This is a genomic window from Agreia sp. VKM Ac-1783, assembly GCF_900177765.1.
GTDB lineage: Bacteria > Actinomycetota > Actinomycetes > Actinomycetales > Microbacteriaceae > Agreia.
The window spans coordinates 809,155-832,832 of sequence record NZ_FXWI01000001.1 but is presented as its reverse complement, the minus strand read 5'-3'; the positions used below and the strand labels follow the sequence as shown (position 1 = coordinate 832,832).

At 65.5% G+C, this 23,678-nt stretch carries 20 protein-coding genes; 1 reads left to right on the top strand and 19 read right to left on the bottom strand.

The features are described 5' to 3' along the window. Positions 1 to 45: 45 nt before the first annotated feature. The 3 genes from CCK87_RS03935 to CCK87_RS03925 all read right to left on the bottom strand — a co-directional run bounded on the left by CCK87_RS03935 (position 46) and on the right by CCK87_RS03925 (position 4,894). Positions 46 to 1,008, bottom strand: a complete 963-nt coding sequence (locus CCK87_RS03935) for a tetratricopeptide repeat protein (protein WP_086460140.1) — start codon at positions 1,006 to 1,008, stop codon at positions 46 to 48. Then, positions 1,005 to 2,843, bottom strand: a complete 1,839-nt coding sequence (locus CCK87_RS03930; protein ID WP_086460139.1) for a hypothetical protein — start codon at positions 2,841 to 2,843, stop codon at positions 1,005 to 1,007. The genes CCK87_RS03935 and CCK87_RS03930 overlap by 4 nt, the downstream gene beginning before the upstream one ends. 89 nt (positions 2,844 to 2,932) lie before the next feature. Then, a complete protein-coding gene (locus tag CCK87_RS03925) occupies positions 2,933 to 4,894 on the bottom strand; it encodes a glycosyltransferase family 39 protein (RefSeq protein ID WP_086460138.1) in 1,962 nt (653 codons plus the stop codon). A 150-nt stretch (positions 4,895 to 5,044) separates the two neighbouring features. On the opposite strand from CCK87_RS03925, the gene CCK87_RS03920 reads away from it, so the two are divergent. Continuing rightward, positions 5,045 to 6,097 carry an AI-2E family transporter gene (locus CCK87_RS03920; RefSeq protein ID WP_086460137.1) on the top strand — a complete coding sequence of 351 codons (1,053 nt, stop codon included), beginning with the start codon at positions 5,045 to 5,047 and terminating at the stop codon, positions 6,095 to 6,097. 7 nt (positions 6,098 to 6,104) lie between these two features. On the opposite strand, the gene CCK87_RS03915 is transcribed toward CCK87_RS03920, so the two are convergent. The 16 genes from CCK87_RS03915 to CCK87_RS03835 form a co-directional block, all read right to left on the bottom strand. Further along, on the bottom strand, positions 6,105 to 6,818 hold the full coding sequence (locus tag CCK87_RS03915; RefSeq protein WP_170927156.1) for an alpha/beta hydrolase: 714 nt from the start codon (positions 6,816 to 6,818) through the stop codon (positions 6,105 to 6,107). 8 nt (positions 6,819 to 6,826) lie between these two features. Further along, complete coding sequence (locus tag CCK87_RS03910; RefSeq protein ID WP_085481888.1) at positions 6,827 to 7,129, bottom strand: hypothetical protein; 303 nt, start codon at positions 7,127 to 7,129, stop codon at positions 6,827 to 6,829. 14 nt (positions 7,130 to 7,143) lie between these two features. Continuing rightward, positions 7,144 to 8,745, bottom strand: coding sequence for a sodium:proton antiporter (locus CCK87_RS03905; RefSeq protein ID WP_086460135.1), 1,602 nt, complete (start codon positions 8,743 to 8,745; stop codon positions 7,144 to 7,146). A 31-nt stretch (positions 8,746 to 8,776) separates the two neighbouring features. After that, on the bottom strand, positions 8,777 to 9,481 hold the full coding sequence (locus CCK87_RS18530; RefSeq protein WP_249273692.1) for a lytic transglycosylase domain-containing protein: 705 nt from the start codon (positions 9,479 to 9,481) through the stop codon (positions 8,777 to 8,779). 107 nt (positions 9,482 to 9,588) lie between these two features. After that, positions 9,589 to 10,152: a DivIVA domain-containing protein gene (locus tag CCK87_RS03895; RefSeq protein WP_086460134.1), complete on the bottom strand. Its 564-nt coding sequence runs from the start codon at positions 10,150 to 10,152 to the stop codon at positions 9,589 to 9,591. 25 nt (positions 10,153 to 10,177) lie between these two features. After that, positions 10,178 to 11,137, bottom strand: coding sequence for a phosphatidate cytidylyltransferase (locus CCK87_RS03890; protein ID WP_249273691.1), 960 nt, complete (start codon positions 11,135 to 11,137; stop codon positions 10,178 to 10,180). Between the two features lie 9 nt (positions 11,138 to 11,146). Continuing rightward, positions 11,147 to 11,701 (bottom strand): ribosome recycling factor, encoded by a 555-nt coding sequence (gene frr, locus CCK87_RS03885; protein ID WP_086460133.1) that lies wholly within the window; start codon positions 11,699 to 11,701, stop codon positions 11,147 to 11,149. Between the two features lie 48 nt (positions 11,702 to 11,749). Further along, on the bottom strand, positions 11,750 to 12,475 hold the full coding sequence (gene pyrH / locus CCK87_RS03880) for a UMP kinase (RefSeq protein WP_086460132.1): 726 nt from the start codon (positions 12,473 to 12,475) through the stop codon (positions 11,750 to 11,752). 52 nt (positions 12,476 to 12,527) lie between these two features. After that, on the bottom strand, positions 12,528 to 13,802 hold the full coding sequence (locus CCK87_RS03875; RefSeq protein WP_140162763.1) for an LCP family protein: 1,275 nt from the start codon (positions 13,800 to 13,802) through the stop codon (positions 12,528 to 12,530). A gap of 121 nt (positions 13,803 to 13,923) precedes the next feature. Continuing rightward, positions 13,924 to 14,751, bottom strand: coding sequence for a translation elongation factor Ts (gene tsf, locus CCK87_RS03870; protein WP_086460130.1), 828 nt, complete (start codon positions 14,749 to 14,751; stop codon positions 13,924 to 13,926). Positions 14,752 to 14,802: 51 nt separating this feature from the next. Beyond that, positions 14,803 to 15,837 carry a 30S ribosomal protein S2 gene (rpsB, locus tag CCK87_RS03865; protein WP_086460129.1) on the bottom strand — a complete coding sequence of 345 codons (1,035 nt, stop codon included), beginning with the start codon at positions 15,835 to 15,837 and terminating at the stop codon, positions 14,803 to 14,805. Positions 15,838 to 16,091: 254 nt separating this feature from the next. Continuing rightward, positions 16,092 to 17,000 (bottom strand): phosphodiesterase, encoded by a 909-nt coding sequence (locus CCK87_RS03860; RefSeq protein WP_086460128.1) that lies wholly within the window; start codon positions 16,998 to 17,000, stop codon positions 16,092 to 16,094. Positions 17,001 to 17,009: 9 nt separating this feature from the next. Then, positions 17,010 to 18,500, bottom strand: a complete 1,491-nt coding sequence (locus CCK87_RS03855; protein WP_086460127.1) for a sugar porter family MFS transporter — start codon at positions 18,498 to 18,500, stop codon at positions 17,010 to 17,012. Positions 18,501 to 19,200: 700 nt separating this feature from the next. Continuing rightward, positions 19,201 to 20,118 (bottom strand): tyrosine recombinase XerC, encoded by a 918-nt coding sequence (locus tag CCK87_RS03845; protein ID WP_086460125.1) that lies wholly within the window; start codon positions 20,116 to 20,118, stop codon positions 19,201 to 19,203. Between the two features lie 66 nt (positions 20,119 to 20,184). Then, complete coding sequence (locus CCK87_RS03840) at positions 20,185 to 22,323, bottom strand: alpha-galactosidase (RefSeq protein WP_086460369.1); 2,139 nt, start codon at positions 22,321 to 22,323, stop codon at positions 20,185 to 20,187. Between the two features lie 19 nt (positions 22,324 to 22,342). Beyond that, entirely contained in the window at positions 22,343 to 23,677 is a 1,335-nt protein-coding gene (locus tag CCK87_RS03835) for an extracellular solute-binding protein (protein WP_086460124.1), read from the bottom strand. Position 23,678: the final 1 nt, after the last annotated feature.

The following is a 23,678-nucleotide window of genomic DNA, read 5'->3' as shown; positions in this document are numbered from 1 at the left end:
TAGTCCGCGAGGAACGAGCGGACTACTCGACCGGCTTCGTCGCGCTCAGTACAGCAGGCCCGTGAGTCGGGCTCGCGCCTTGACGACCCGCGGGTCATCGATTCCGGCGACCTCGAACAGCTCGATGAGGCGGGCACGAACGGTGTTCTTGCCGTCTTGGTCGAGCGTGGGGAAGAGCGTCAGAAGGCGATCGAACGCATCCTCAACGTGCCCGCCCGACAGGTCGAGGTCGGCCACCAGGAGCTGGGGCTCGAGCTCGGTCGGTCGTGCTGCGGCGTCGTTGCGGATCTCGGCCTGGGTCTTGTCTTTCAGCCGCGCGAGCAGGCTCACCTGGGCGAGACCGGCTACCGCGAGGCTGTCACGCGGGTCTTGCTTGATGGCCGTCTCGTATTCGCGGATCGCCTCGTCGAAGTCTCCGCGAGCGATGGCGTCGTAGGCCTCGGCGTGGTGTGGTGGCAGCGGTGCCTCCACGGGCGCCGACTGCTCTGCTTCGGGCGCCCCATCGACGACTGCTGTTCCCGTGACCCCCTGCTGGGCAGCCAGCTCGAGGACCTGTTCGATGACGTCGCGCACCTGCTCCACCGGGTGGACACCGGCGAAGAGGCCGATCGGTCGACCGCCGACAACGGCAGCGACGGTGGGAAGGGTCTGGGCCTGGAACGCCTGCGACAGCTGAGGGTTTGCGTCCGCCTCGACCGTGACGAGAACGAATCGGCCCGCGTACTCGGTGGTGAGAGCGCGCAAGATGGTGTCGAGCTGGGTGCTCGGCTCGTTGTACGAAGCGCCTACGACCACAACGACGGGAACCGTATTCGACAGCTCGATGAACGCACTGAAGGCGGCGTCAGTTCCCTCGATCACGAGACTGGGCAGCGGCACCGGTGTACCCGCTGCTGCCGGCGCTGCACCCGGCTGAGCGGCGGCGGCACCCGGTGCGGGCCGGTTGACGAGCGAGGAGAGATCGACAGCGCCGCGGAGGCTGGCTGCGGATGGGGGGACAGAACTCATGGAAGCTCCTTGGATTGAACGAGGCCCTGGGTGAAGCCGAGCAGCTTCGGTTTGCCCGTCTCACCCGCGGACGGGATGTAGAACAGCAGCTGGTAGTCGTAGGTCGACTCGATGCCCTTGCCTGTGGGCCCCAGACCCGACAGCGCCTTGACGGCGCCCTCCGGTGTGACAGTGGCGCCCGTCTGCGTGGGCTTGACGACCTCGGACTCGCGGAGGTTGAACGACAGGATGGCACCCGAGTCGTTGGTCGCCAGCGCGATTCCATCAGAGATGGCCGGAACCTTCGAATACTCGATCGTCGCTGTGCCCGTCTCTTCGATCTTCGCCTTCTTGGCCGCTTTGTAGTCGGAGCCGACGCTCGTGATCAAGGTGTCGCCATCGGTGTCGATCAGTCCGAACGACGGACTGGCCGATCCCTGCGCAAGGATGTCGGCGTAGGCCGCCTCGACGGCGTCGGGGGTCATCGACAGCAGCTTCGAGTCTGGAGCAAGCCGCGACGCACCGACGCTGGCCGCCGACACCGGCGGGAGCGTCGTGTCGGGCTCGAGAGAGATCGCGTATTCGACCTTGTAGTTGGCACGCGCGGATTCTTGAACGAGGGTGACGGCGAGAGGGGCAACCGTCTTGTCTTCGTTCTCGATGATGGTGAACACCGTCTTCGGCCAGACCGTGGTGGCCTGAGGAAGGACCACGGATGCGGCTCCAGAAGGGATGGCCGCCGGGAGCACATACTCCGGTAGAGCAGCGTGGATCGCATACGACGCCTTGCGCAGCTCGAGAGCCGGGCCGGTGAACCGCGCGTCGAGACCGGTGGCGTCGAATGACGCATTGGCTGCGCCTTCCACGGCGATAACGCGCTCGATGATCGCCTGCACCTGTTTCTCGGTCACTGCCGGCACGACGGCCTCTGAAGCCGGAGCAGTGCTCGTGGGCGTGGGGGTCGGCGTCTCGGTCTGCATGTCCGACGGCTTGGTCGTCGAATCCGAATCGGGCCCCACTGTCGACGTGGGGCGAGGCGTGGGGGTGACGGTGTCGGCTGTAGCCGCCATGGGCGCGCCCGCGCCCAACGCCACGACGAGAACGACCGGCAGCGCAGCCGTCATCGAGCGGGTGATGGCCTTGCGCCGTTTCGACATTCCAGACTCAATCGCATTGGTTCGGGCCGGCGAGAACCGACGACGGGGGGTGCCGGCGGGCGGCTTGCGTCGCGGCCCTTGCTGGCGTCGCATGTGCCAGAGACCCCAGAGAAGAAGAGCCAGACCGATGAGCAGGACGAAGGCCCCTGAGAGGAGAAGCGGCACAGCCCACGGCGTTGAGTTGTCGATAGGCCACGCCACGGTGATGTCTGCGGGCGCCGGGTCGGTGCCGTTGGACGCGACGATGGCGGAGTATCCCTTGGGCACGTTGATCGTGCGCGTGAGCGACTTTTCGCCTGTGTACTGCTCGAGCCAGAGGTCGCTGCCTGCCGGATCCGCCGAGCCGCTGGCGACATTCTTGGCGCCGGCGGGGTCTGCCGGAACGACCGCTTCGGTCAACTTGTTGGATTCGCTGTCTACCGCGAGCTGCGAGTAGCTCGAGCCGTTCAACCACGCCTTCACATCGGCGTCACGTCCGTAGGCGACGAAGACGGTGGAGTCACCGCTGAGCGAGACCGTCTGCGAACCAGGGTTAGCCCGCAGCGTGTCGGAGTCGAGCAGAACGTAGGCCTCATCTGTCGGACGAGAGGTCTCAGCGCTCACACTTCCCGGCGGCAGGAGGAAGGTGCGTTGGGCAACACCGACACCGATGAGAGCCGTCGCAACGACGAAGGCGATGATCGCGAATACAAAGCGCACAGATTACTCCAGACAAAGACATTAAAAGATAGCCGATCAAGCCTGGCGCTGCACTCAGACTACGCCCAGCGCGCGTTCGACGTCTGGTCTCAGGTGCAGTCCCAGAGCACGACGGACGTGGATTTCGGACTCACCACCGCGATGCCCGTGGTGAAAGTCCCGAGCCGGGTGCAGTGCGCGTTCTGCACCGTCTCTGCGACCGGGTCGGTAGCCGGTGCATCCTGCTTCACAGCGAAGAGGTGGTCGGAGCCCGACGAGATCATCTGCTCGAGTTGCACTTTCGTGAACACGGGCACGGTTCCCGAGTAGCCCCCATCGGTCAGCACACTGTCTCCGGTCGCGTTGATCACCTGAGCGGCGAGTGCCCACGAGTCCGTGACGAAATCCGGTCGACCATCGGCTCCGCCGCCCGCCTTGCGCGCCGCCGTCACGAGGTCGCCCACTTTCGGCGAGAGTGTCGCGGATCCTCCCCACAGTTGGGGCGGGGACGGTCGGAACGAAGCCAGAGCCGCCTCGTTTCTGAGCGGCTTGATTCCGACGTATGCGTCTCCTCCGGTGCCGTTCCTGGCAGGGTCGATGACCTGCAGCGAGAAGGCTGCCGGCCCACTGAGTATCAGCGCGGCGGCGAGAAGGGGAACCGCAGCCCCGAGGCGAGTGCGGCGCTGCGCCGCGACGGAGAGAAGCGAGCGGCCACGCCATCCTGTCACCGTGAGCACGATCCAGGAGGCAACGCACACCGTCGCCATGGGGATCGCGAGAACCGCCGGGAGAGAACCCTCGAGTGCGAGGAACACCGACCATGCGGCTTGCACCGCCAGAACGAGGCACACCGCAACCCGTATTCTGCGGGTCGGCGCGCGCAGCAGCCGAAGGACCTGCTTCCATCCGACGGCGGCCAGCAACGCGAGCTGAGTGCCGATGGCGGCGACATAGGCCGTATGCGGGGTGTGCGCCACCGAGAGAACAGCCGTGGCGGTGATCAGCCAGACGGACACAACGCCGAGCATGGCGAACGAAGCAGACGGCGCGCTGGCCCGGCGCGGCCACCACTGGATCAGCCCGAACACGATCGCGGCGATCGCTATGGGGTACAGCCATCCCACTTGCGTGACGTACAGCGGGTCGATCAGCTTGGTCAGGGAGGCTCCCGCCGCCGACGGATCCGAGGGCGCCGCGAAGAGGACGGGCGCTGACATGCCATGTGGACCGGAACCTCCCACAGCACCGGGCACGGCGTGCGGCAGCAGCCGGTCGATCCCGTTGTAGCCGAAGACCATGGCGAAGGCATTGTTGCTCGTCGAACCGTCGATGTACGGGCGCTCGGTGTCGGGAGTGAGTTGCAGTACGAGCACCCACACGAGCGAGGCGGCGATGGCCGTGACCGACACGACCGCGGATCGCCAGAGACGGCGCGACCAGCGGCCCTGCGTCGACAGGAGACAGCCGATGACGAAGGCGGGCAGGATGAACCACGCCTGCATCATCTTGGCCTGGAACCCCACGCCCACGAAGACGGCCGAGACCAGGAGGGGCCATAGCCGCGCGGTGAGCAGAGCCCGCTGAAAGAAGAGCAGCGCCGCCGTGAGAGCCATGGTGACGAGCCCGTCCTCCATCGGATGCGCGAACATCGATACGAAGATCGGGGTGGTCGCCGCAGCGGCTGCGGCCACGAGGCCCGCTCCAGGCCCCGCCCATCTCAGGCCGATCACCGAGCAGCACCACACGGTGACGAGCCCTTCGAGAACCTGCGGCAGAGCGAGCGCCGAGGTCGACATGCCGAACAGCCGGATGCTCAGCGCCTGCGGCACCGCGAACCCGCTGAGCTTGTCGAGCGTCACAGTGGCGGCGGGATCGAACGCCCCGAACAGCATCGCGTGCCAGGACTCCGACATCGAGCGCGCTGAGGCCTCGTAGAACGCTGCATCGCCTCCCTTAGCCAGATTCCACAGCAGAAGGGCGGCCGAGACGAGCAGGATGACGACGAGTCCGGTTCGGAATCGCCACGGTTGACCCCACCATCGAGGAAGGCTGTCAGTGTGAGAGGAGTGCACGAGCTATAGGGTGGGGCCGGTCGATGAGCGCAGGCTCGAGACTCGCTGTGGCGCGGCTGTGACGACCTGCCAGGCTCGGGTCCTTCTACTCGATAGAATTCGGGACACTCCATCAGCGATATCCGACAGCTTCGGGCAGGGCAGGTTTTCGTGAAGATCCACAACGCATTCACCCTGGGACTTGTCGGCACGCTGGGTGTCGGCGTCGGCATCCTGATTCTCACGTCGATCGAGTCGCTCGCCACGATCCTCACCTACATCGGTGCGGCCATCTTCATCGCCCTCGGCCTCGATCCCGTGATCTCGTGGTTCGAGAAGAAGAAGCTTCCTCGCTGGCTGGCCATCATCGTGGTCTTCGTCGCGGTGGCCGGAATCATCGCGGGTCTCGTGTTCGCCGTCGTTCCGATCATCGTCGACCAGCTCGGCCAGCTGTTCGACATCGTGCCCGTTCTGGTGAGCAGGGCGCAACAGGGCACATGGGTGTCCGATCTCTCGAATCAACTCGGCGGGTTCGACGTGCAGGCCGTGATCGACCAGGCCACCAAGTACCTCACCGACGTCGGCAATTACTCGATCATCGCGAGCGGCGCCCTGGCCGTGGGCGCGAGTATCGCGAATGGCGTGTTCGGCACCGTCATCGTGCTCATTCTGACCCTGTACTTCACGGCGTCGCTCAATTCGATCAAGCGGGCCACGTATCGCCTCGTTCCGGCCTCACGGCGCGAACGCTTCGCCGACCTCAGCGAGCAGATCACCGACGCCGTGGGTCGCTACGTCGTCGGGCAACTCTCGCTCGGAGCCATCAACTTCGTGCTCAGCTACGTGTTTCTGTCGATCATCCAGGCCCCGTTCCCCGCCGTGCTCGCGTTCCTCGCCGGCATGCTGTCGCTCATCCCCCTCGTCGGAACGCTCTCGGGCTCGATCATCATCGCGCTCGTCTGCCTCATTCCCGGGCTGGGGTCGCTGCCGACGTTCATCGCAGCAGCCATCTACTACTTGATCTACATGCAGGTCGAGGCCTACCTGCTGAGCCCGAACATCATGAATCGAGCCGTCTCCGTTCCCGGGGCCGTCGTGGTGATCGCGGCTCTCGCCGGCGGCACGCTGCTCGGCATTCTGGGCGCCCTCATCGCGATCCCGGTCGCAGCGTCACTGCTGCTGATCATCAAACAGGTGGTCATCCCCATTCAGAACGAACGGTGACGCAGACTCAGCTCTCGTAGCGCTCGGGCAGCGGAAGCACGGCCGGGTTCACCCGGGCCACGATCTCGCTGAGCACCCTGCGCGTCTGCGATTCGCCTACCCAGAGGTGCTTGCCGCCCTCCACGGCGACGAGCTCGATATGCGGCATCGCCGCGAAGCGAGCGGCCGCCTCGGGAGGGCGAAGGTAGTCGTCGAGCTCGGGAATGAGCGCTGTGACCGGCACATCCACTTCGTTCCACGCCGCCAGTTCCGCCTCGGAGGTTCGATGCAGGGGCGGCGAGAGCAGGATGACTCCGTCGACGGTGTGCTCGATGCCGTACTTGAGGGCCAACTCGGTTCCGAACGACCAGCCGACAAGCCAGGGGTGAGGGAGCGCGCGCTCGGCGACGAACGCCATGGCCGCCTTCACGTCCCAGCGCTCCGCGACGCCGTGGTCGTATACGCCCTGGCTCGTTCCACGGGGCGACGAGGTGCCGCGGGTGTTGAAGCGGAGCACGGCCAGATCGGCCAGAGCCGGGAGACGGTTCGCCGCTTTGCGCAGAATGTGGGAGTCCATGAATCCGCCGCCCGTCGGAAGCGGATGGAGAGTGACGAGGGTGGCGACCGGGTCTCCCGATTCCGGGAGCGCCAGTTCTCCCACCAACTCGAACCCGTCGTCGGTGTGCAGCACGATGTCTTCTCGAATGGCGGGAAGCACGGTGGTGCTGCGGATGTCTACGATGCTCACGTTCAGTTTCCGATCTTCCAGCAGTGGCTGTGCCAATGTCGGCGTCCGGCGAGATCGCTCGCCTCGCCCATCAGACCGTCCGCACGCCATGCGACGATGTGTGCCGTGCCTGCGACAACCGGCAACGAGCATCCGGGGCAGACGTAGTCTTTGACAGCCTGCGCGGGCGACACCGATTGCACGTTCCACGAACCGCTGCGGCGATGCTCGATTCGACGACCGCCGGTGAGGATGCGGCTGAGATCGATCTCTGGCTCGTCGTCATCGCCGGCCCCGCGTCGACGAGGTCGGTTGCTGCGGGGCATGCATCAATCCTAGGTCAGTGCCCCGACGCGTCGTCGTCGCGCGAGTGGTCGAGACCGGCTTCTTCGAGATCGAGCATCTCCTGTGCGCGCATCAGGGCTATCGACGAGTAGCCGCCACGGTTACGGGCCGCGACCAGCGCGGCGCGTTCGTGCAGCAGGATGTCGCGCCTGACGAGCGCATACTGTTCGTTCGCCGCCGGACCATTCCCGTGCGGCCCCGAGAGTTGCTCCCAGGCGTAGTCGCTGCGCCTCGACGACTCGACCCGCACGCGTTCGATGACGGCAGGGTCGAGCGCTCCCCCGGCCACCTCTGCCAGCGAAGGGTCAGCGAGACGCTCCGAGCCCTTGAGGCGGATGTGATCGACGAGTTGCGCGAATTCCTCTCGCTGCTTGTCGCGGGCCGGGCCCTTGACGCCGGCGAGGCGGATCACCGCGGGCAGACTCGCGCCCTGCGCGACGAGCGTCACGATGGCGACGGTGTACGCGATGAGCACGAGCTGCTCTCGATAAGGGATGTCCTCGGGCAGGGACTGGGCCGCGGCGACCGTAACGACACCCCGCATTCCACTCCACGAGAGCACCACTCCCTCCCTCGCACCGAGCGCATCAGGATCGGGATGTCTTCTCCGAAGGCGACCGACCGCCGTCATCGCCGCCACGACGATGAAGCGGATGCCTATGAGCACGACCGTGGCGAGCAGACCGAAGAGCACCGCCTGGGGAACGTCGAGCCGATGGTGCCGCATTCCCTCGACGATCGTCTTGAGTTCGAGGCCCATGAGCAGGAACACGCCGTTCTCGAGCAAGAACTGGAACGTGCGCCAATTCACGCGCTCGCTCAGCCGTGCCGGAGCCGAGAAACTCGTGGCTCCGAGGTGGCCGGTGATGAGCCCCGCGGCCACCACGCTGAGCATGCCGGATGCGCCGATCGTCTCGGCGGGAATGTACGCGGCGAACGGCACCACGAACGAGATCGCGGTGGCGAGCACGGGATCGGGCACTCGCGCCCGAACGAAGACGGTGAGATATCCGACCGCGACGCCGAGGCCGACCCCGAGCACGACGGAGTAGGCGAAGGAGCCCAGAATCTGCCACGCACTGATTGCTCCGGCCGTCGCTGCGATCGCCGTTCTGAGCAGCACGAGGGCGGAGGCGTCATTGACGAGGCTCTCGCCTTCGAGAACAGCGAGAAGTCGAGGCGGAAGGCCGAGGCGCTTGCCGATCGACGTCGCGGCCACGGCATCCGTCGGGCTGATCACCGCCCCCAACGCGATGGCCGACGCCAGGTTGAGGTCGGGAAAGAGCGTGAACAATAGAAAGCCCGTGCCGAACGCGCTGACGACCACCAGCACGACCGCAAGGGCGGAGATGCTGCCGATATTCGAGCGCAGATCTGCGAGAGGCAGGCTGATCGACGAGGCATAGAGGAGGGGCGGCAGGACACCCGAGAGGATGACCGCACTCGCGACGTGAACGGGTGGCATGCCGGGAAGAACCGAGATCCCGATGCCGAGAACGGCGAGGATGAGAGGAGCGGCGACCTTGACCTTCGGAGCGAGCAGCGACACCGCGACGATGACGACGACACCAAGAACCGCGATCAAAGCCAACCCCATGGGGTCAGCCTATTGAATCAGCACCGCTGAATCAGTACCAGCCCGAACTCTGCGAGTGTCCCCATGCTCCACAGGGAGTCTCGTAGCGGCCGGTGATATAGCCGAGCCCCCAGGTGATCTGCGTTGCAGGGTTCGTCTCCCAGTCGGCGCCGGCCGATGCCATCTTGCTGCCCGGCAGCGACTGCGGAATGCCGTAAGCGCCGCTACCCGCGTTGTACGCGTTGTAGCGCCAGCCCGACTCTTTCGACCAGAGTGAATACAGGCAGTCGTATTCGGTGCTCGGCCATCCGCGGTCGGCCACCATCTGAGCGGCGATGGCCTGCGCACTTCCCGGGTCAGGTGCAGCCGCGGGCGGCGCATACCCTCCCCCGCCTCCACCGGTCTTCGCCGGCGTCTCGGCGGGAGCCGGCGTGGGAGTCGGGGTCGGCGTGGGCTTCGGCGGCTCGGTCACGGTGAACCCGTCGCGAACGATCGACGCGGCCTGGCTCGACGAGGTGACACTCTGCGACGGAAGGTTCGAGCCCGGCTCGAGAGCGACGGTGAAGTACTCCGAGGCGGCGACGCCAGAGTACGGGTCGACGACATTGACGAGAACGGATGCGCCGACGGCGGCGACACCCAGAAGCTGAAGGGCGAGCCGACCGGGCCGCGAGGCGATGCGCGCCGGGCGCGGAGTGACGGGATCGAGAACCCGGATCGGGGCCACGCCGTTCGCCTGAACGGGCAATGAACTCACGCGGGGCTTCAGAGAGACCCCCGCGGATGCGTCACGTTCACGATTTCTACCCACGATTATTCGACTTTAGCGAACTTCTGGCCGAATTGCAGACGGAGGGGAAGATCTCAGCGCACCGACAGCATCACATCGATCACGGCGTCGAGCACGAGATCGACCTGAGCTTCGGAGTATCCGCGCGTGCGCGACCGGAACGAAACCTGACGCACATCGTCGACAGAGACCGGAGTGCCTTCTCTGAAGTAGCCGATGAGCCGCTCGGCAAAGGCGTCGACGTCGCGCTTGTCATATCCCAATTTGAATGGGCCGCTGCCTCGGAACCGCTGCTTCGCCGGCCTCTCGAGTCGAGCCAGAATCTCTCTGGCCTTGTCTCGTGCATCGGCGAACCAAGCCTCGTCGCCGACAGACGACGAGATCTTTTCCCGCTCACGGGCAGCGAATGCCTCTTCGAGGCGCTCGAGAGCGGCATCGACCGCGAGAGTCGAGTATCCCCCCTTTTCGAGCCCGAAGGCCATGTGCCGGATGCCTTCCGCTGTGATGATCGTGCCGGTGTCACCGGGCTCGGCGCTGTACGCGATACGAGCGGCGGCCAGGAACTTCTCGACCTCGTCGATCTTGTAACCCGGCCTGGAAGACCGCGCTCGGGGAAACGTTTGACTCACGGTCACCATTCTGTCAACAGTTGTCGATCGACGCCTACGCGAAGACGATGAACAGCACGTAGGCCGCCGCGGCGGAAGGCAGGATCGAATCGAGCCGGTCGAGGAAGCCGCCGTGCCCAGGCAGCCACGTGCTCATGTCCTTGATGCCGAGGTCGCGCTTCAATAGAGACTCGGACAGATCGCCCGCGGTGGCACTCAACACCAGGACCGTTCCGAGGATGAGGCCGAACCACCACGGCATGTCGAGCAGGAAGATCGAGAGCAGCACACTCGACGCGACGCCGAAGATCCACGAACCTGCGAAACCCTCCCAGGTCTTCTTCGGGCTGATGGTCGGCGCCATCGGATGCTTTCCAAAATTCAGTCCCGTGGCATACGCGCCCACGTCGACCGAGACCACCACGATGAGGAAGGTCATCACCCACCATTGGCCGTCGTCGTTGCGGAGGAGCAGGGCCGCGATGCTGCCGAGGAATGTTACGTAGACCTGAATGAACACCCCGCCCGACATGTCTAGCGACACGCTCCGCATGGATGCGCGGTGCCGGGGTATCGCGAGCTCGGCCAATCTCCACAGGACCACCAGCAGCACGCCGCCGATCATCGAGATCCACTGCCACTCTTCGCCGAAGTAGAACGACACGGGCACGACGACGACGGCAGCGAGAACGCTCGGAATACGAGGCACGTCGCGCCCGGCATGCCGCAGGGCCGTGGCGAGTTCGAACACGGTGAATGCCACGAGCACCGTGGCGAAGACGACGAAGATGTCCTTGATGAAGAGCAGGCTGAAGACCATGACGAGTCCCAACGCCAGGCCGATGCCGATCGCGCTGACGAGATTGCGCCCGGAACGGGCGGTGATCTTGTCGTTCGCCCGATCGAATTGGTCGCGCCGCTCGCGCACCTTCGCCTCGAACTCGGCGCGGGTCATGCCGGGATGCTTGCGCGCCGAGTCCGCTTCGGATGCGGGAGTGTCGGGATCGTTCGTCATGCGGGTCGCCTAGATCTCGAGGAGTTCGACTTCCTTGCGCTTCAGCGCGTCGTCGATGCCGTCGACGTGCGACTTCGTGATCTGCTCCAGCTCTTTCTCGGCGCGTGCCACCTCGTCGTCGCCGACCTCGCTCTTCAGTGCGTCGAGTTCGTCTTTGGCCTTGCGTCGGATGTTTCGGAGAGACACCTTGCCGTCTTCGGCCTTCGTCCGCACGATCTTCACGTACTCCTTGCGGCGCTCCTCCGTGAGCTCCGGCAGCGTGACGCGGATGACATTGCCGTCGTTCGACGGGTTGGCGCCGAGGTTGGGAGTGTCGCGGATCGCCTGCTCGATGTCACGCAGCGCGCCCTTGTCATAGGGGGTGATGAGCATCGTGCGAGCTTCGGGGTTCTGCAGGCCGGCCAGCTGGCTGAGCGGGGTCGGTGTGCCGTAGTAGTCGACCAGGATCTTCTGGAAGAGACCCGGGTTCGCGCGCCCGGTACGAATGCTCGAGAAGTCTTCCTTCGTGTTGTCGACGGCCTTCTTCATGCGCTCTGTTGCGCCGGCCAGTACATCCGCGATCACGGCAACTCCTTCTTTTGGTTCTTCAGTAGTTTAGGGCGACGTGCTCGGTCAGTCGTGCGACGTGCTGACCAGGGTGCCGATGCGCTCGCCGAGAATCGCCCGGGTCACATTGCCCTGCGGCTGCATACCGAAGACCATCATCGGCATCTTGTTGTCCATGCAGAGGCTGAACGCGGTGGAGTCGACGACCTTGAGCTCGCGCTGCAGCGCGTCGAGATACGTGAGCCTGTCGATCTTCTTCGCGTCGGGGTTGGTGCGCGGGTCGGAATCGTAGACGCCGTCGACCCCGTTCTTCGCCACGAGGACGACGTTCGCGCCGATCTCGAGCGCGCGCTGCGCCGCGACGGTGTCGGTCGAGAAGTAAGGCAGCCCGGCTCCCGCGCCGAAGATGACCACGCGACCCTTTTCGAGGTGACGCTCTGCCCGCAGCGGAATGTACGGTTCGGCGACCTGCGTCATGGAGATGGCGGACTGCACACGCGTGGCAGCACCCGCCTGCTCGAGGAAGTCCTGGAGGGCGAGCGCATTCATGACCGTGCCCAGCATGCCCATGTAGTCGGCCCGGCCGCGGTCCATGCCTCGCTGAGAGAGCTCGGCACCCCTGAAGAAGTTTCCGCCGCCGACGACGATCGCGATCTCGACCTGCTTAGCCGCAGCCGCGATCTCCCTCGCCAATTCGCTGACCACGTCGGGATTGACTCCGAGGGAGCCTCCACCGAAGGCCTCACCAGAGAGTTTGAGGAGTACCCGGCGCCGGGGTTCTGATGAAGTCATGTGTGTGGATCCCTTTCGATCTCGTCCTGCAAATTTTAGTGGGCTGGCCGGGCTAACCCTCAGCCGGGATCGCGCAGGTCTCCTGTTGGGCGGTGGAACCCGTGACGCCGTCGAGCACGGGAGGCGCTGCGGCATCCGGTGTCGCCGGGTCTGCGGGAGCCGCCGGATCGACAGGGGCGGCCGGATCCACGGGAGCCGCGGGATCCACCGGAGCGGTGGGCGCTGTCGTGGTTCCGATCGGTTGCGAGTCGGCGCCCAGAGTGAACGGCTGGTCGGCCTTGATCAACGCGAAGAGTGTGTCGGCCGCGTCTTGGGTGGGCACGACCTTGCCCGGATAGTCGGGGTCATCCGTCGTTCCCGGGTACTGAACGAACGTGATGTTGTTGAGATCGATCGTTCGCAGCGACTGGGCCAACGACACCATCGTGTCGACCCTCGCGAGTTCCGATGAGAGCGTGAAGTACTTCTTCTCAGAGACCACGTTCGCCAACGAATAGAGCTTGCCGAAGTCACTCAGGGTGTCGTTGCTCTTCAACTGGCGCACGAGCGACGAGAGATACTGCTGCTGCGATGAGATGCGGCTGAGGTCGCCGCCGTCGCCCACGCCGTGACGAGAGCGAAGGAATCCGGCCGCGAGACCGCCCTTGACATTGGTGACGCCGGCCGGAAGATCGAGGTGCTGCAGCACCCCGTTCTCGTCGGGATAGACGATGTACTCGTCCTTCACCGGTCCGGTGAGACAAATCGGAACGCCCCCGATGGAGTCGGTGAGCGCGATGACGGCGTCGAACGTCATCGACACGGCGTAGTCGATGGGAAGGCCCGTGAGTTCTTTGACGGTCGACGCTACGCAGGGAAGACCCCCTCTGCCCCACGCCTCGTTGATGGGCGCAGCGCTCATGGCGTCGCCCTTTTCGCACTCCGGATGCGCGATGATCAGATCGCGCGGAAAGCTCACGGCGACGGCCGTCTTATGATCTTGCGACACGTGAAGCAGCATGTTCACGTCATTCAGCGTCGCTCCCTCGCGATCGCCGTAGAGATCTTCACTCTGGTTCGCATCGTTGTCGGCGGCCACGATCAGCACGTTGAAGCCGCCCTCGTGAGCTCCGATCGCCGGCGGCGCCTGGTCGTCTTCCTGCTCCGGATGAATATCGACAGAGTTGGCCTCGAGCTTCGAGGTGAAGGTCCACGCGCTGACGGCCGCGATTCCGCCCGTGCTCACCAGCGCGACAGCCGCCACGATCGCCACAAGACGAAGGATGCGCACCCAGGCTCCGCGCAGGGGCATACGGCCATGGCGCACAGGCGATGCGGTCGTCTTCACAGGCGAGTCTCCTTGGGGCTGGGGGCTCACCCGACAGAGCGGCCACGATTGATCCTACTTAATAGCAGAAGGCCCACCCCGCACGCGGGATGGGCCTTCGACTAGTGCGTAGCTCGTGGTGCTATGCGCCGACCTTGAAGCGAGCGAAGCCCGAGACGGTGATGCCGGCATCGGCGAGCACCTTCTTGACCTGCTGCTTGTTGTCCTTCGCGTAGTCCTGCTCGAGCAGGGCGACCTGCTTGTAGTAGGCACCGAGGCGACCCTCGATGATCTTCGGGAGGGCGGCCTCGGGCTTGCCCTCGCCACGCGAGATCTCTTCGACGATGCGACGCTCGTTCTCGACGGCCTCTACCGGCACGTCCTCGCGAGCGAGGAATTCCGGGTTGGCGAACGAGATGTGCTGAGCGATCGAGCGCGCCGTGTCGGCATCCGAACCCGTGTAGCCCACGACCACGCCGACCTGCGGGGGCAGGTCCTTCGAGGTCTTGTGCAGGTAGATGGCGAAGGCGTCGCCCGTGACGACGGCCAGACGACGGAGCTCGATCTTCTCGCCGAGGATCGCCGCCTCGTTGCTGATCAGATCGGCGACGGTTCCACCGGTCGCGGGGGCCGCGAGGGCCTCCTCGACCGAGGTCGCGCCGGCAGCGACGGCCGCGTCGAGCACGGCGTCGGCCAGAGCGACGAACTTGTCGTTCTTCGCCACGAAGTCGGTCTCGCTGGCGAGCTCGATCAGGGTTGCGGTGTTGCCGCTCTCCTTGGCCGCGACGAGGCCTTCGCTGGTGGAGCGGTCGGCGCGCTTGGCGTTCGACTTGGCACCCTTGAGGCGAAGGATCTCCGTCGCCTTTTCGAGGTCTCCGCCGGCTTCGACGAGCGCGTTCTTGCTGTCGACCATGCCGGTGCCGAGGCGCTCGCGCAGGGTCTTGAGGTCAGCCAGGCTGAAATCTGCCATGGTGTGCTTCCTTACTTGACTAAAGAGGTGAGATATCGAGGAAGGCGCGAACTACTTCGCGGGGGTCTTCTCGGCGTCGGTGGCCTCGGCCTCGAGGCGGGCCTCGGTCGCAGCGTCGGACTCGACGGCGTGCTCGGGAACGATCGACGCGTCTGCCGCGGCCTCGTGCTCGGCGACAACGGCGTCTGCGTCGTTCTCTTCGGTGGGGGTCTCCGCGGCGATGACGTCGGCGACGGCAGCCTTGGCGGAGTCGGACTCGACGGCGTTCTCGACGAGACCGTCGACGGCCTCGATCTTCTCAGCCTCGGTCGACGGGTTCTCGGATGCCTGGAGAAGCTCGCGCTCCCACTCGGCCAGGGGCTCGACGGCCGAGACGTTTCCGGCTTCTTCGGGCTTCTGGTGACGCTGGATCAGGCCCTCGGCGGCAGCGTCGGCGATGATGCGCGTGAGCAGGCCCACGGAACGGATCGCGTCGTCGTTGCCCGGGATCGGGTACTGAACGTCGTCGGGGTCGCAGTTGGTGTCGAGGATCGCGATGACGGGGATGCCGAGCTTGTGCGCCTCGTCGATGGCGAGGTGCTCCTTCTTGGTGTCGACGATCCAGATCGCAGACGGCGTCTTCGTGAGGTTGCGGATACCGCCGAGGCTCTTCTGCAGCTTGACGAGCTCGCGCTTCTGAATCAGAAGCTCTTTCTTGGTGTAGCCGCGAGTGGTGTCGTCGAAGTCGACCTCTTCGAGCTCCTTCATGCGCGCAAGACGCTTGGAGACCGTCTGGAAGTTGGTGAGGAGGCCACCGAGCCACCGCTGGTTGACGTAGGGCTGGCCGACGCGCTGAGCCTGCTCGGCGATGGAGCCCTGGGCCTGCTTCTTCGTTCCGACGAAGAGGACCGTTCCGCCGTGGGCGACGGTCTCCTTGACGTAGTCGTACGTCTTGTCGATGTGAACCAGCGACTGCTGCAGGTCGATGATGTGGCTGCCCGAGCGCTCCGTGAGGATGAATCGCTTCATCTTCGGGTTCCAACGACGGGTCTGGTGTCCAAAGTGAACGCCGCTGTCGAGCAGCTGGCGAATGGTTACAACGGCCATGAGCCGTCTCCTGTTCTTCGACGGCGGCTGCGCACGTCGCAGTTCATCACGAACTGTTCGCGCCACAGGCACACGTCAATCGGTTTCTTACCGTCGACCTGTTGGCGACGGTTCCTGGTGCCCAGCACGCCTCCGACCACCGATCACACACTCCTGCAGAACAGGAGGGAGAGGGGAGGACCGAGTGGAGTCGTGACGAAAGTCAGCGGGCACGCGTAGTCACCCCGACGGATCGAGGTGCTCCGGAAACTATATCACCCCTGTTGCTTGGCGTAGTACTCGCGTAGCTCGGCCGGATCGGCAGCCTCGAGTCGACGCGTGAAGTCGCTGTCGAAGCGGGCGACGATGGGAAAGTCGCCGAGCGGCACGATCGAATGGACCACCTGATCGTCGTACACGTGCACGAGCGTGATCGACTGACCGCCGTTGCGCCCGACCAGCGTCGACTCCGGTGCCGAGACATCCATCGTGTAGCAGGTGGCCGCGGCGACCGACACGGGAATGCCCGCGAACAGACCGTGGGTGGAGTAGTGGAGATGACCACCCAGGATCGCGCGGATATCGCTGCCCCGGATGACATCGGCGAGTTCGTTCTGTCGCTGCAATTCGAGCACCTGCATGTAGGCGACAGGGCTCGGAATCGGAGGGTGGTGCAACGCGAGGATCGAGCCGTGAGAAGCACTGGTGGCCAGCTGCTCGCGCAGCCATTCGAGCTGTTCTGCTGTCAGCTCGCCGTGGTGGTAGCCGGGCACGGAGGTGTCGAGCGTGATGACTCTCAGCCCGTCGAGCGAGACCACCCTGTCGATGGGGGCTGCGTCGCTGTCAGAGTCGTGGCCGACCTCGCCGAGTAGTCCTGCCCGGAACGCGGATCGGTCGTCGTGGTTTCCCATGACCCACAGGATCTCGGCGCCCATGCGAGCGGCGGCCGGCTCGACGATGTCGCGAACCCGGCCATAGGCATCCGGTTCGCCCAGGTCTGCGATGTCACCGGTGAAGACCAGCGCGTCGATGTCGATTCGAGACGCCTCGAGCGCGCTCATCGCCGCTTCGAGGTTCGAATCGGTGTCGATGCTGCCGTAGAGGGGCCGACGCCCGCCGAGAAAGTGGGTGTCGCTGATGTGCGCCAGCACGTGGTCGGCTGGAGGGTATTGACCGAGCTGCATAGGTGCAGCTTATTTGGCGCCGCCGACTCCGTCTTTTTCGCGGCGGCGACCACGCACGACGCTGAGGCTGCCGGTCTCCTCCAGCGCCACGCCCTTCGTCTCGGGAATCTTGAAGAAGACGAAGAAGAACGACAGCACGGCGAAGGCCGCGTAGAGTCCGTAGGCCAGCGTCAGCGAGACGTCCTGAGAGATGATCGGGAACGTCATGGTGACGGCGAAGTTCGTGAGCCACTGTGCAGCAGCCGCGACGCCGAGGGCGCGACCTCGGATACGGGTCGGGAAGATCTCGCCGAGCAGCACCCAGACGAGCGGGCCCCAGGAGGCGCCGAAGGCGACCACGAAGAGGTTGGCGCCGATCAGCGCGATGATTCCCCACGCACCCTCGAGGCTGGGCTTGCCATCGACGAGCTGCGCCTGGCTGAACGCCAGCGTCATCGAACCGAGAGCCACCGCCATGCCGACCGAGCCGAACAACAGGATGGGTCGACGACCGACCTTGTCGACGAGGAAGATCGCGACGAAGGTGACCGCGACATTGGTCACCGAGGTGATGACCGAGATCGTGAGAGAGTCGCTCTCTTTGAAGCCCACACTCGACCAGAGGGTGGTCGAGTAGTAGAAGATCACGTTGATGCCCACGAGCTGCTGCAGCATGGAGAGGATGATTCCGACCCACACGATGGGCAGCAGACCGAACCGCTTTCCTCGCAGGGAGCTCTTGTCGGCGTTGGCCGCGTCTTCGCGAATACCGGCCTCGATGTCTGCGACGGCCTTGTCGAGCTGGTTGGCGGGCGTGATCGAGGCCAGAACCTTCGTGGCCTTCTCTTTCTTGTCGGTCATCAGAAGGAAGCGGGGCGACTCCGGCAGCCGAAGAGCGACGAGACCGTAGACGATCGCGGGCACGGCGCACACGAGGAACATCCACCGCCAGGCGTCGAGGCCGAGGAAGAAGACCTCGTTCGCGCCGCCGGCGACGTTCGCCAGAACCGCATCGGACAACAGTGCCGTGAAGATACCGACGGTGATCGCGAGCTGCTGCAGCGAGGCCAGGCTGCCCCGGATCGCCTTGGGGGCGATCTCGGAGATGTAGGCGGGGGCGATGACAGAGGCGATACCGATGCCGAGGCCGCCGATGAGGCGCCACACGGTCAGGTCCCACGCGGCGAAGGCGAATCCGGAACCGAGGGAGCTGACGAGGAAGAGGACGGCGCCGATGAGCATCACCGGGATGCGTCCGAGACGGTCGGCCAGTCGGCCGGCCAGATAGGCGCCGACCGCACAGCCGAGAAGAGCGGAGGCGACGGCGAAGCCGGTGAATGCCGCGGTCAGGCTGAAGTCGTCTTGAATCGCATCGACCGCGCCGTTGACCACCGAGGAGTCGAATCCGAAGAGGAAGCCTCCGATTGCTCCCGCCGCCGCGAGCGCGATGACCTTGCGCCTGAGCTTCTTATCGGTTTTCACGTCGGTGTCTGCTTGTCCTGCGACCCCACTGGTTGCCATGATCTGCTCCCTCTTGTGACCGACAGTGCGCGCATCACGACGCTGTCCCTAACACTTCGATCTTGGCACGAACTCTCCCCCATTCGGGGCATCCTGCCTGTCCCTGCCCTCCCCCTTGACAGGCTGGCGTCTATGCATCGCTCCGGTATCCACTTGTCGGTCGGGCGGATCGCCCTTCACCTGGCGCCGCTTCTCGTCGTCTCGAGTGTCGGCATGCCGCTGACGGTCTCCGCTCAATCGGCGTGGGCATGGCCCATAGGCGAGCCTCACGTCATCGTCCGCGAGTGGCAGCAGCCCGTCGATACCTACTCCCCCGGTCATCGAGGCATCGACATCCGGGCGTCGGCGGGCGACGCCGTCGTCGCGCCCGAGTCGGGAACCGTGCACTTCGCCGGGCGCGTGGTCGATCGTTCGGTGCTGTCGATCATGCACCCCGGTGATCTCATCTCGAGCTACGAACCCATCGACACCACGCTGAAGAAGGGTGATCACGTGACACGCGGTCAGCAGATCGGCACCGTCTCGTCGTCTGGTCACTGCGCCGAATCGTGCCTGCATTTGGGCGTTCGACACGCGGGTCGTTACATCTCGCCTGTTCTGCTGCTCGAGGCACGTCCACGGGCGATCCTGCTGCCGACCTCTGGCGCTGGCTTCGGCGTCGTCGGGGGTGCGGTCGGGGTCGAGCGACGGATGCGCCGGGTCAGGCCCGCGGGTGCGCCTGACGGTAGGTCTCACGCAACCTCTCGGTCGTCACGTGGGTATAGATCTGGGTCGTTCCCAGGCTCGCGTGACCGAGCATCTCCTGCACCGCGCGCAGGTCTGCGCCGCCGTCGAGAAGATGGGTGGCCGCGGTGTGCCTGAAGGCGTGAGGTCCCTCGGGTCCCGAGCCCGGAACATCCAGGAGCAGCTTCGAGACGAGCGCATAGACCGACCGGGTGCCGAGCCGCGCGCCGCGCGCGCCCAGATAGACGGCCGACGAATGAGAGCCGCCGCTCGCCCGCGCCGCCAACGCTGGCCGCCCGCGCTGCAGATAGTCGACCAGCGCCAGATGGGCAGGCTGACCGAACGGAACGACCCTCTCCTTATTGCCTTTCCCCAGCACACGCACGGTGCGTCGGTCGAGGTCGAGGTCGCCCGTATCGATGCCCACGAGTTCCGAGACGCGCAGGGCCGACGCGTAGAGCAGCTCGACGATGGCCAGGTCGCGAAGCGCGACCGGTTCGCCATCGAGGGTTCGAGCCACCAAGGAATCGAGCACGCCGTCCATCGCGTCTCGCGACAGAACGCGCGGGAGGCTGCGATCGGGCTTGGGCGCCCGCAACCGCGCTGCCGCGTCTACGGTCTGCTCGTTCCCCCGCGAGAGCCAGGCCGAGAAGCTCTTCGCCGTCGCCGATCGTCTCGCCAACGTGGCCTTCGAAAGCCCTGACTGCGAGGCCGCCCACAGCCAGTCCCGGTACACCTCGAGCGTCACTTCGTCGCTTTCGTCGATGGCTCTCTGCTCCGCGAAGGAGGCCAACGCCGCGAGGTCCGAGCGATACGCCCGGACCGTGTGCGGCGAGTAGCCACGCTCGCCGACGAGGAACGACACGAAGTCGTCTATCGCGCGTGCGAGCTGCATGCCTTCAGCATGCCGCGTTCGGCGCTGATTCGCTGGCAGGCCCGCCCTCCGACGCGAGCTGCACGCTCAGACAGCCACCAGATGCAGCACGAGCGCCTGCTCGGGCAACAGGAGCGGCATGGTGAGTCCGAGTTCTGAGAGCACGCGGCCGGGCAGGGTGATCTCGCCGTGAGTCCACCACGCGGGCGGAGCATCCTGCAAGACACGGGGCCACTCCCCGAGCTTCACGGCACGAACGCGGTACACGAGCTGTGGATCGAGCCCGGGGAAGGTCACCGGCGCCACACCCGAATCGCGGGTCGCGGCAACCGTGACGACCGCGAAGATCGCGGCCGAGGCATCCGGAGCGACGATGGCGTGCACCTGACGAGCCGGGTCGACGTCATCGGCCCGCACGAGGACTCCCGAGTGCAGGAGCGCCCGCTGCTCCCGGTAGAACGAGGTCCAGGCGCGGATCGCGTCGAGCTCCGGCTCGCTCGCCGTGGTGATGTCCCACTCGATGCCGGCGTGGCCGAACAGCGCCGTCGCGAGGCGGAAACTCAACTCATGGCTGCGGCCCGTGGTGTGCGCGGTCGGTGCCCCGAGGTGCACGCCCAGGAACTCGGGCGGCACGAGGCCCGCCGTGTAGCGGTAGATCGACTGGCGCTCGAGCGAATCGTTGGTGTCGCTCGGCCAGACCCGATCGGTGCGTTCCAGCACTCCGAGGTCGACGCGGCCGCCACCAGACGAGCACGATTCGATCTCCACGGTCGGAAACTGCTGCCGGAGAGCGTCCATGAGCCGGTAGCAGGCGAGCGTCTGACGGTGTGCCGAGCCGCCGAGCAGATCGCGGTTCTGATCCCACTTGAGATAAGCGATCGGGTACTCGTCGAGCAAGGCCGCGAGCTGTCCATACACGTGGGCGAACGCATCCGGGTTCGACAGGTCGAGCGCCTGCTGAAAGCGCCACGGCTGGGGCAGCTCGGCGTTGCCCGCTGAGAGCACCCAGTCGGGGTGGGTCCGGAATACATCCGAGTCGAGGCTCACCATCTCGGGCTCGACCCAGAGACCGAAGTCCATTCCGAGGCCATGCACCCTGTCGATCAGGGGGTGCAGGCCGTCGGGCCACTTGGATGCGTCGACGACCCAGTCTCCGAGCGCGCGCCGGTCGTCGGTGCGGCCCTTCATCCAGCCGTCGTCGAGCACGAAGCGCTCGACACCCACACTGGCCGCAGTCTCGGCCAGCCTCGTGAGTTTCGCGAGGTCGTGGTCGAAGTACACGGCCTCCCAGGTATTCAGCATGACTTTGCGTTCGCCGAGCTGGCGTCGGGCGCGCACGAAGCCGTGCAGGCGTCGCGTCAGACCGTCGAGGCCGCTGTTCGACCAGGCCGAGACGAGCCACGGCGAGTGATAGATCTCGCCCGTCGCCAGGCGCACCTCGCCCGGTTCGAGCAGCTCCCCCGCACCGACGAGAGAGTGTCCTGTCGCAGATGCCTCAGCCCATAGGCGCTGGTCGCCGCTCCAGGCGAGATGAGATCCCCACACCTCTCCGTGCCGGAAACCGAAGTTCGGGGTGCCCGCCACCATGAGGAAAGCCGCGTCGTGACCCGGTCTGCCGTGTCTGCTGTCCCTCGTCCAGGTTCCCAGCCCCAGATCGTGGCGCTGCGGCTGGCGTTCGCGCGGCCAGCGGCCGGTGAAGTCGAGCAGCTCTCGTGCCCGCGGGGGCACCGGAAGAGTGGCGTCGAGAGATGCCAGCGAGTAGACGCTCGATCCCTCGTTGCGCACGCTGAGCCGCTGTCTCAAGACCCCGTCTGTCGACAACTCGATGTCGATCTCGACGACGAGCCCCGTCGCATCCGCCTCGCCGTGAGCGGGCGGGATGCTCTCGAGAACGAGGGTGACGCTCTGGTCGGTGCGCTCGGCCTGCCTGATACGGAGCGCGGCCGTGTGCTGCACGCCGAGGGCTGAGATCTGCGTGCCCTCGTGATAGCCCGCGAGCCCGGGTCTGCCCGACCAACCGTCGGCCATGAGAGGCACGACCCTCTGGATCAGGGGTGAGTCGATGGAGCTCGGACCGACGGCACGCTGTTGCGCCTCGACGAGATTCTCGAGGGCGCGATCGTCGAGCTCGCCCAGATCGGCTCCGAAATGGATGACGGCGGGCACGGCCGTGCCGCGGGCGTCCAGCACGAAGCTGGTACCCGCGGCACGGAGGTGGTAAATCATGTTCACCTGTAGATCATGCTCACTTGTTGACGGGGATCGCAGCCGCGTCGAGTGCGTCGATGGTCTTCTTCTGACCCGTCTTCAGCGCGTCGGTCAGCGTGCCGCTACCACCCAGCACCTCGCCGAAGCCGTCTGCGACGTCACCGTAGGTCTGCGTCATCGTCGGGCCCCAGACGAAGTCCGAGTTGGTCTCGTTCGCGGCGGTCGCGAACGTGTCGTAGATCTTCTGTCCGCCGTAGAAGTCGACGCCCTCGCTGAGCACGGGCAGCTTGAGTCCGGCCTTCGTCGCGGGGTACAGGTTGGCTTCCTTGTTCAGAGCCGTGAGGGCCTCGTCGCTGGTGTTGAGCCAGAGAGCGAACTGCGCCGCCTCGTAGGGGTGCTTCGATCCCTTGAGCACGGCGGTCGAGGAACCGCCCCAGTTGCCGGCCTTGTTCTCGCCAGCCTTCCACTGCGGCATCGGCGCAACGGCCCAGTTGCCGGATGTGTCGGGGGCGCCGCTCGAGATCGAGTTGGCTCCCCAGACGGCTGAGATCCAGGTCCAGTCGCTGCCCGTGTTGTAGGCATTGTTCCACTCGTCGGTCCAGGCCGGAACCTTGGAGACGAGGTCGGTCGAGATGAGTCCCTGCCAGTAGTCGGCGACCTTTTCGGACTCGGGCGACGTCAGAGTGACGTCCCACTTGTCGCCCTCGTTCGAGAACCACCGACCGTCTGCCTGCCAGACGAGACCGGCGAACCAGTTCACGTCGTTCTGCGGGAAGTTGGTGATGTATCCGCCCTGCGAACGGATGGTCTTGGCTGCCGCTGCGTACTCGTCCCAGGTGGTCGGCACGGGGATGCCGGCCTTCTCGAACAGGTCCTTGCGGTAGTACATGGCCATGGGGCCGGTGTCCTGCGGAATCGCGTAGACCGAGTCCTTCTCGCCGAATGTCACCTGGTTCCAGGTCCAGTCGATGAAGTCGTCCTTGCTCTCGGTGACGTTCTTGCACGAGGCGATGTTGGTGAGGCCGTCCTGCACGCGGAAGTTCGGCAGGGCGTCGTACTCGATCTGGCCGAGGTCGGGCGCGTTGCCGGCGCTCAGCTGGTTGAAGAAGTTCTTGTAGGTGCCGCCGTTGCCGTTCGGGCCGGTCTGAACGGTGACCTGAACGTCGGGGTTCTCCTTGTTCCAGATGTCGACGACCTTATCGATTCCGGGGATCCACGACGTGTAGGTCAGGTCGACCTTGCCGTCGCTGGGAGCACATGCGGCGGCGTCGCCGCTGGCGCTTCCACCGCTGCCGCCTGCGGCGCATCCCGTGAGGCTGATAGCCGCGAGAACACCGAGCGCCACGATGCGCTTGCTGTTTTTGATATGCATT

What these genes read in the sequence shown, in the direction of transcription:
- CCK87_RS03835 (WP_086460124.1), bottom strand. Translation starts at nt 23,677, where the DNA reads ATGCATATCAAAAACAGCAAGCGCATCGTGGCGCTCGGTGTTCTCGCG.
- tsf (WP_086460130.1), bottom strand. Translation starts at nt 14,751, where the DNA reads ATGGCAGATTTCAGCCTGGCTGACCTCAAGACCCTGCGCGAGCGCCTC.
- CCK87_RS03895 (WP_086460134.1), bottom strand. Translation starts at nt 10,152, where the DNA reads ATGGTGACCGTGAGTCAAACGTTTCCCCGAGCGCGGTCTTCCAGGCCG.
- CCK87_RS03890 (WP_249273691.1), bottom strand. Translation starts at nt 11,137, where the DNA reads ATGACGAACGATCCCGACACTCCCGCATCCGAAGCGGACTCGGCGCGC.
- pyrH (WP_086460132.1), bottom strand. Translation starts at nt 12,475, where the DNA reads ATGACTTCATCAGAACCCCGGCGCCGGGTACTCCTCAAACTCTCTGGT.
- CCK87_RS03855 (WP_086460127.1), bottom strand. Translation starts at nt 18,500, where the DNA reads ATGGCAACCAGTGGGGTCGCAGGACAAGCAGACACCGACGTGAAAACC.
- CCK87_RS03935 (WP_086460140.1), bottom strand. Translation starts at nt 1,008, where the DNA reads ATGAGTTCTGTCCCCCCATCCGCAGCCAGCCTCCGCGGCGCTGTCGAT.
- CCK87_RS03840 (WP_086460369.1), bottom strand. Translation starts at nt 22,323, where the DNA reads ATGATTTACCACCTCCGTGCCGCGGGTACCAGCTTCGTGCTGGACGCC.
- CCK87_RS03845 (WP_086460125.1), bottom strand. Translation starts at nt 20,118, where the DNA reads ATGCAGCTCGCACGCGCGATAGACGACTTCGTGTCGTTCCTCGTCGGC.
- CCK87_RS03860 (WP_086460128.1), bottom strand. Translation starts at nt 17,000, where the DNA reads ATGCAGCTCGGTCAATACCCTCCAGCCGACCACGTGCTGGCGCACATC.
- CCK87_RS03910 (WP_085481888.1), bottom strand. Translation starts at nt 7,129, where the DNA reads ATGCCCCGCAGCAACCGACCTCGTCGACGCGGGGCCGGCGATGACGAC.
- CCK87_RS03905 (WP_086460135.1), bottom strand. Translation starts at nt 8,745, where the DNA reads ATGGGGTTGGCTTTGATCGCGGTTCTTGGTGTCGTCGTCATCGTCGCG.
- rpsB (WP_086460129.1), bottom strand. Translation starts at nt 15,837, where the DNA reads ATGGCCGTTGTAACCATTCGCCAGCTGCTCGACAGCGGCGTTCACTTT.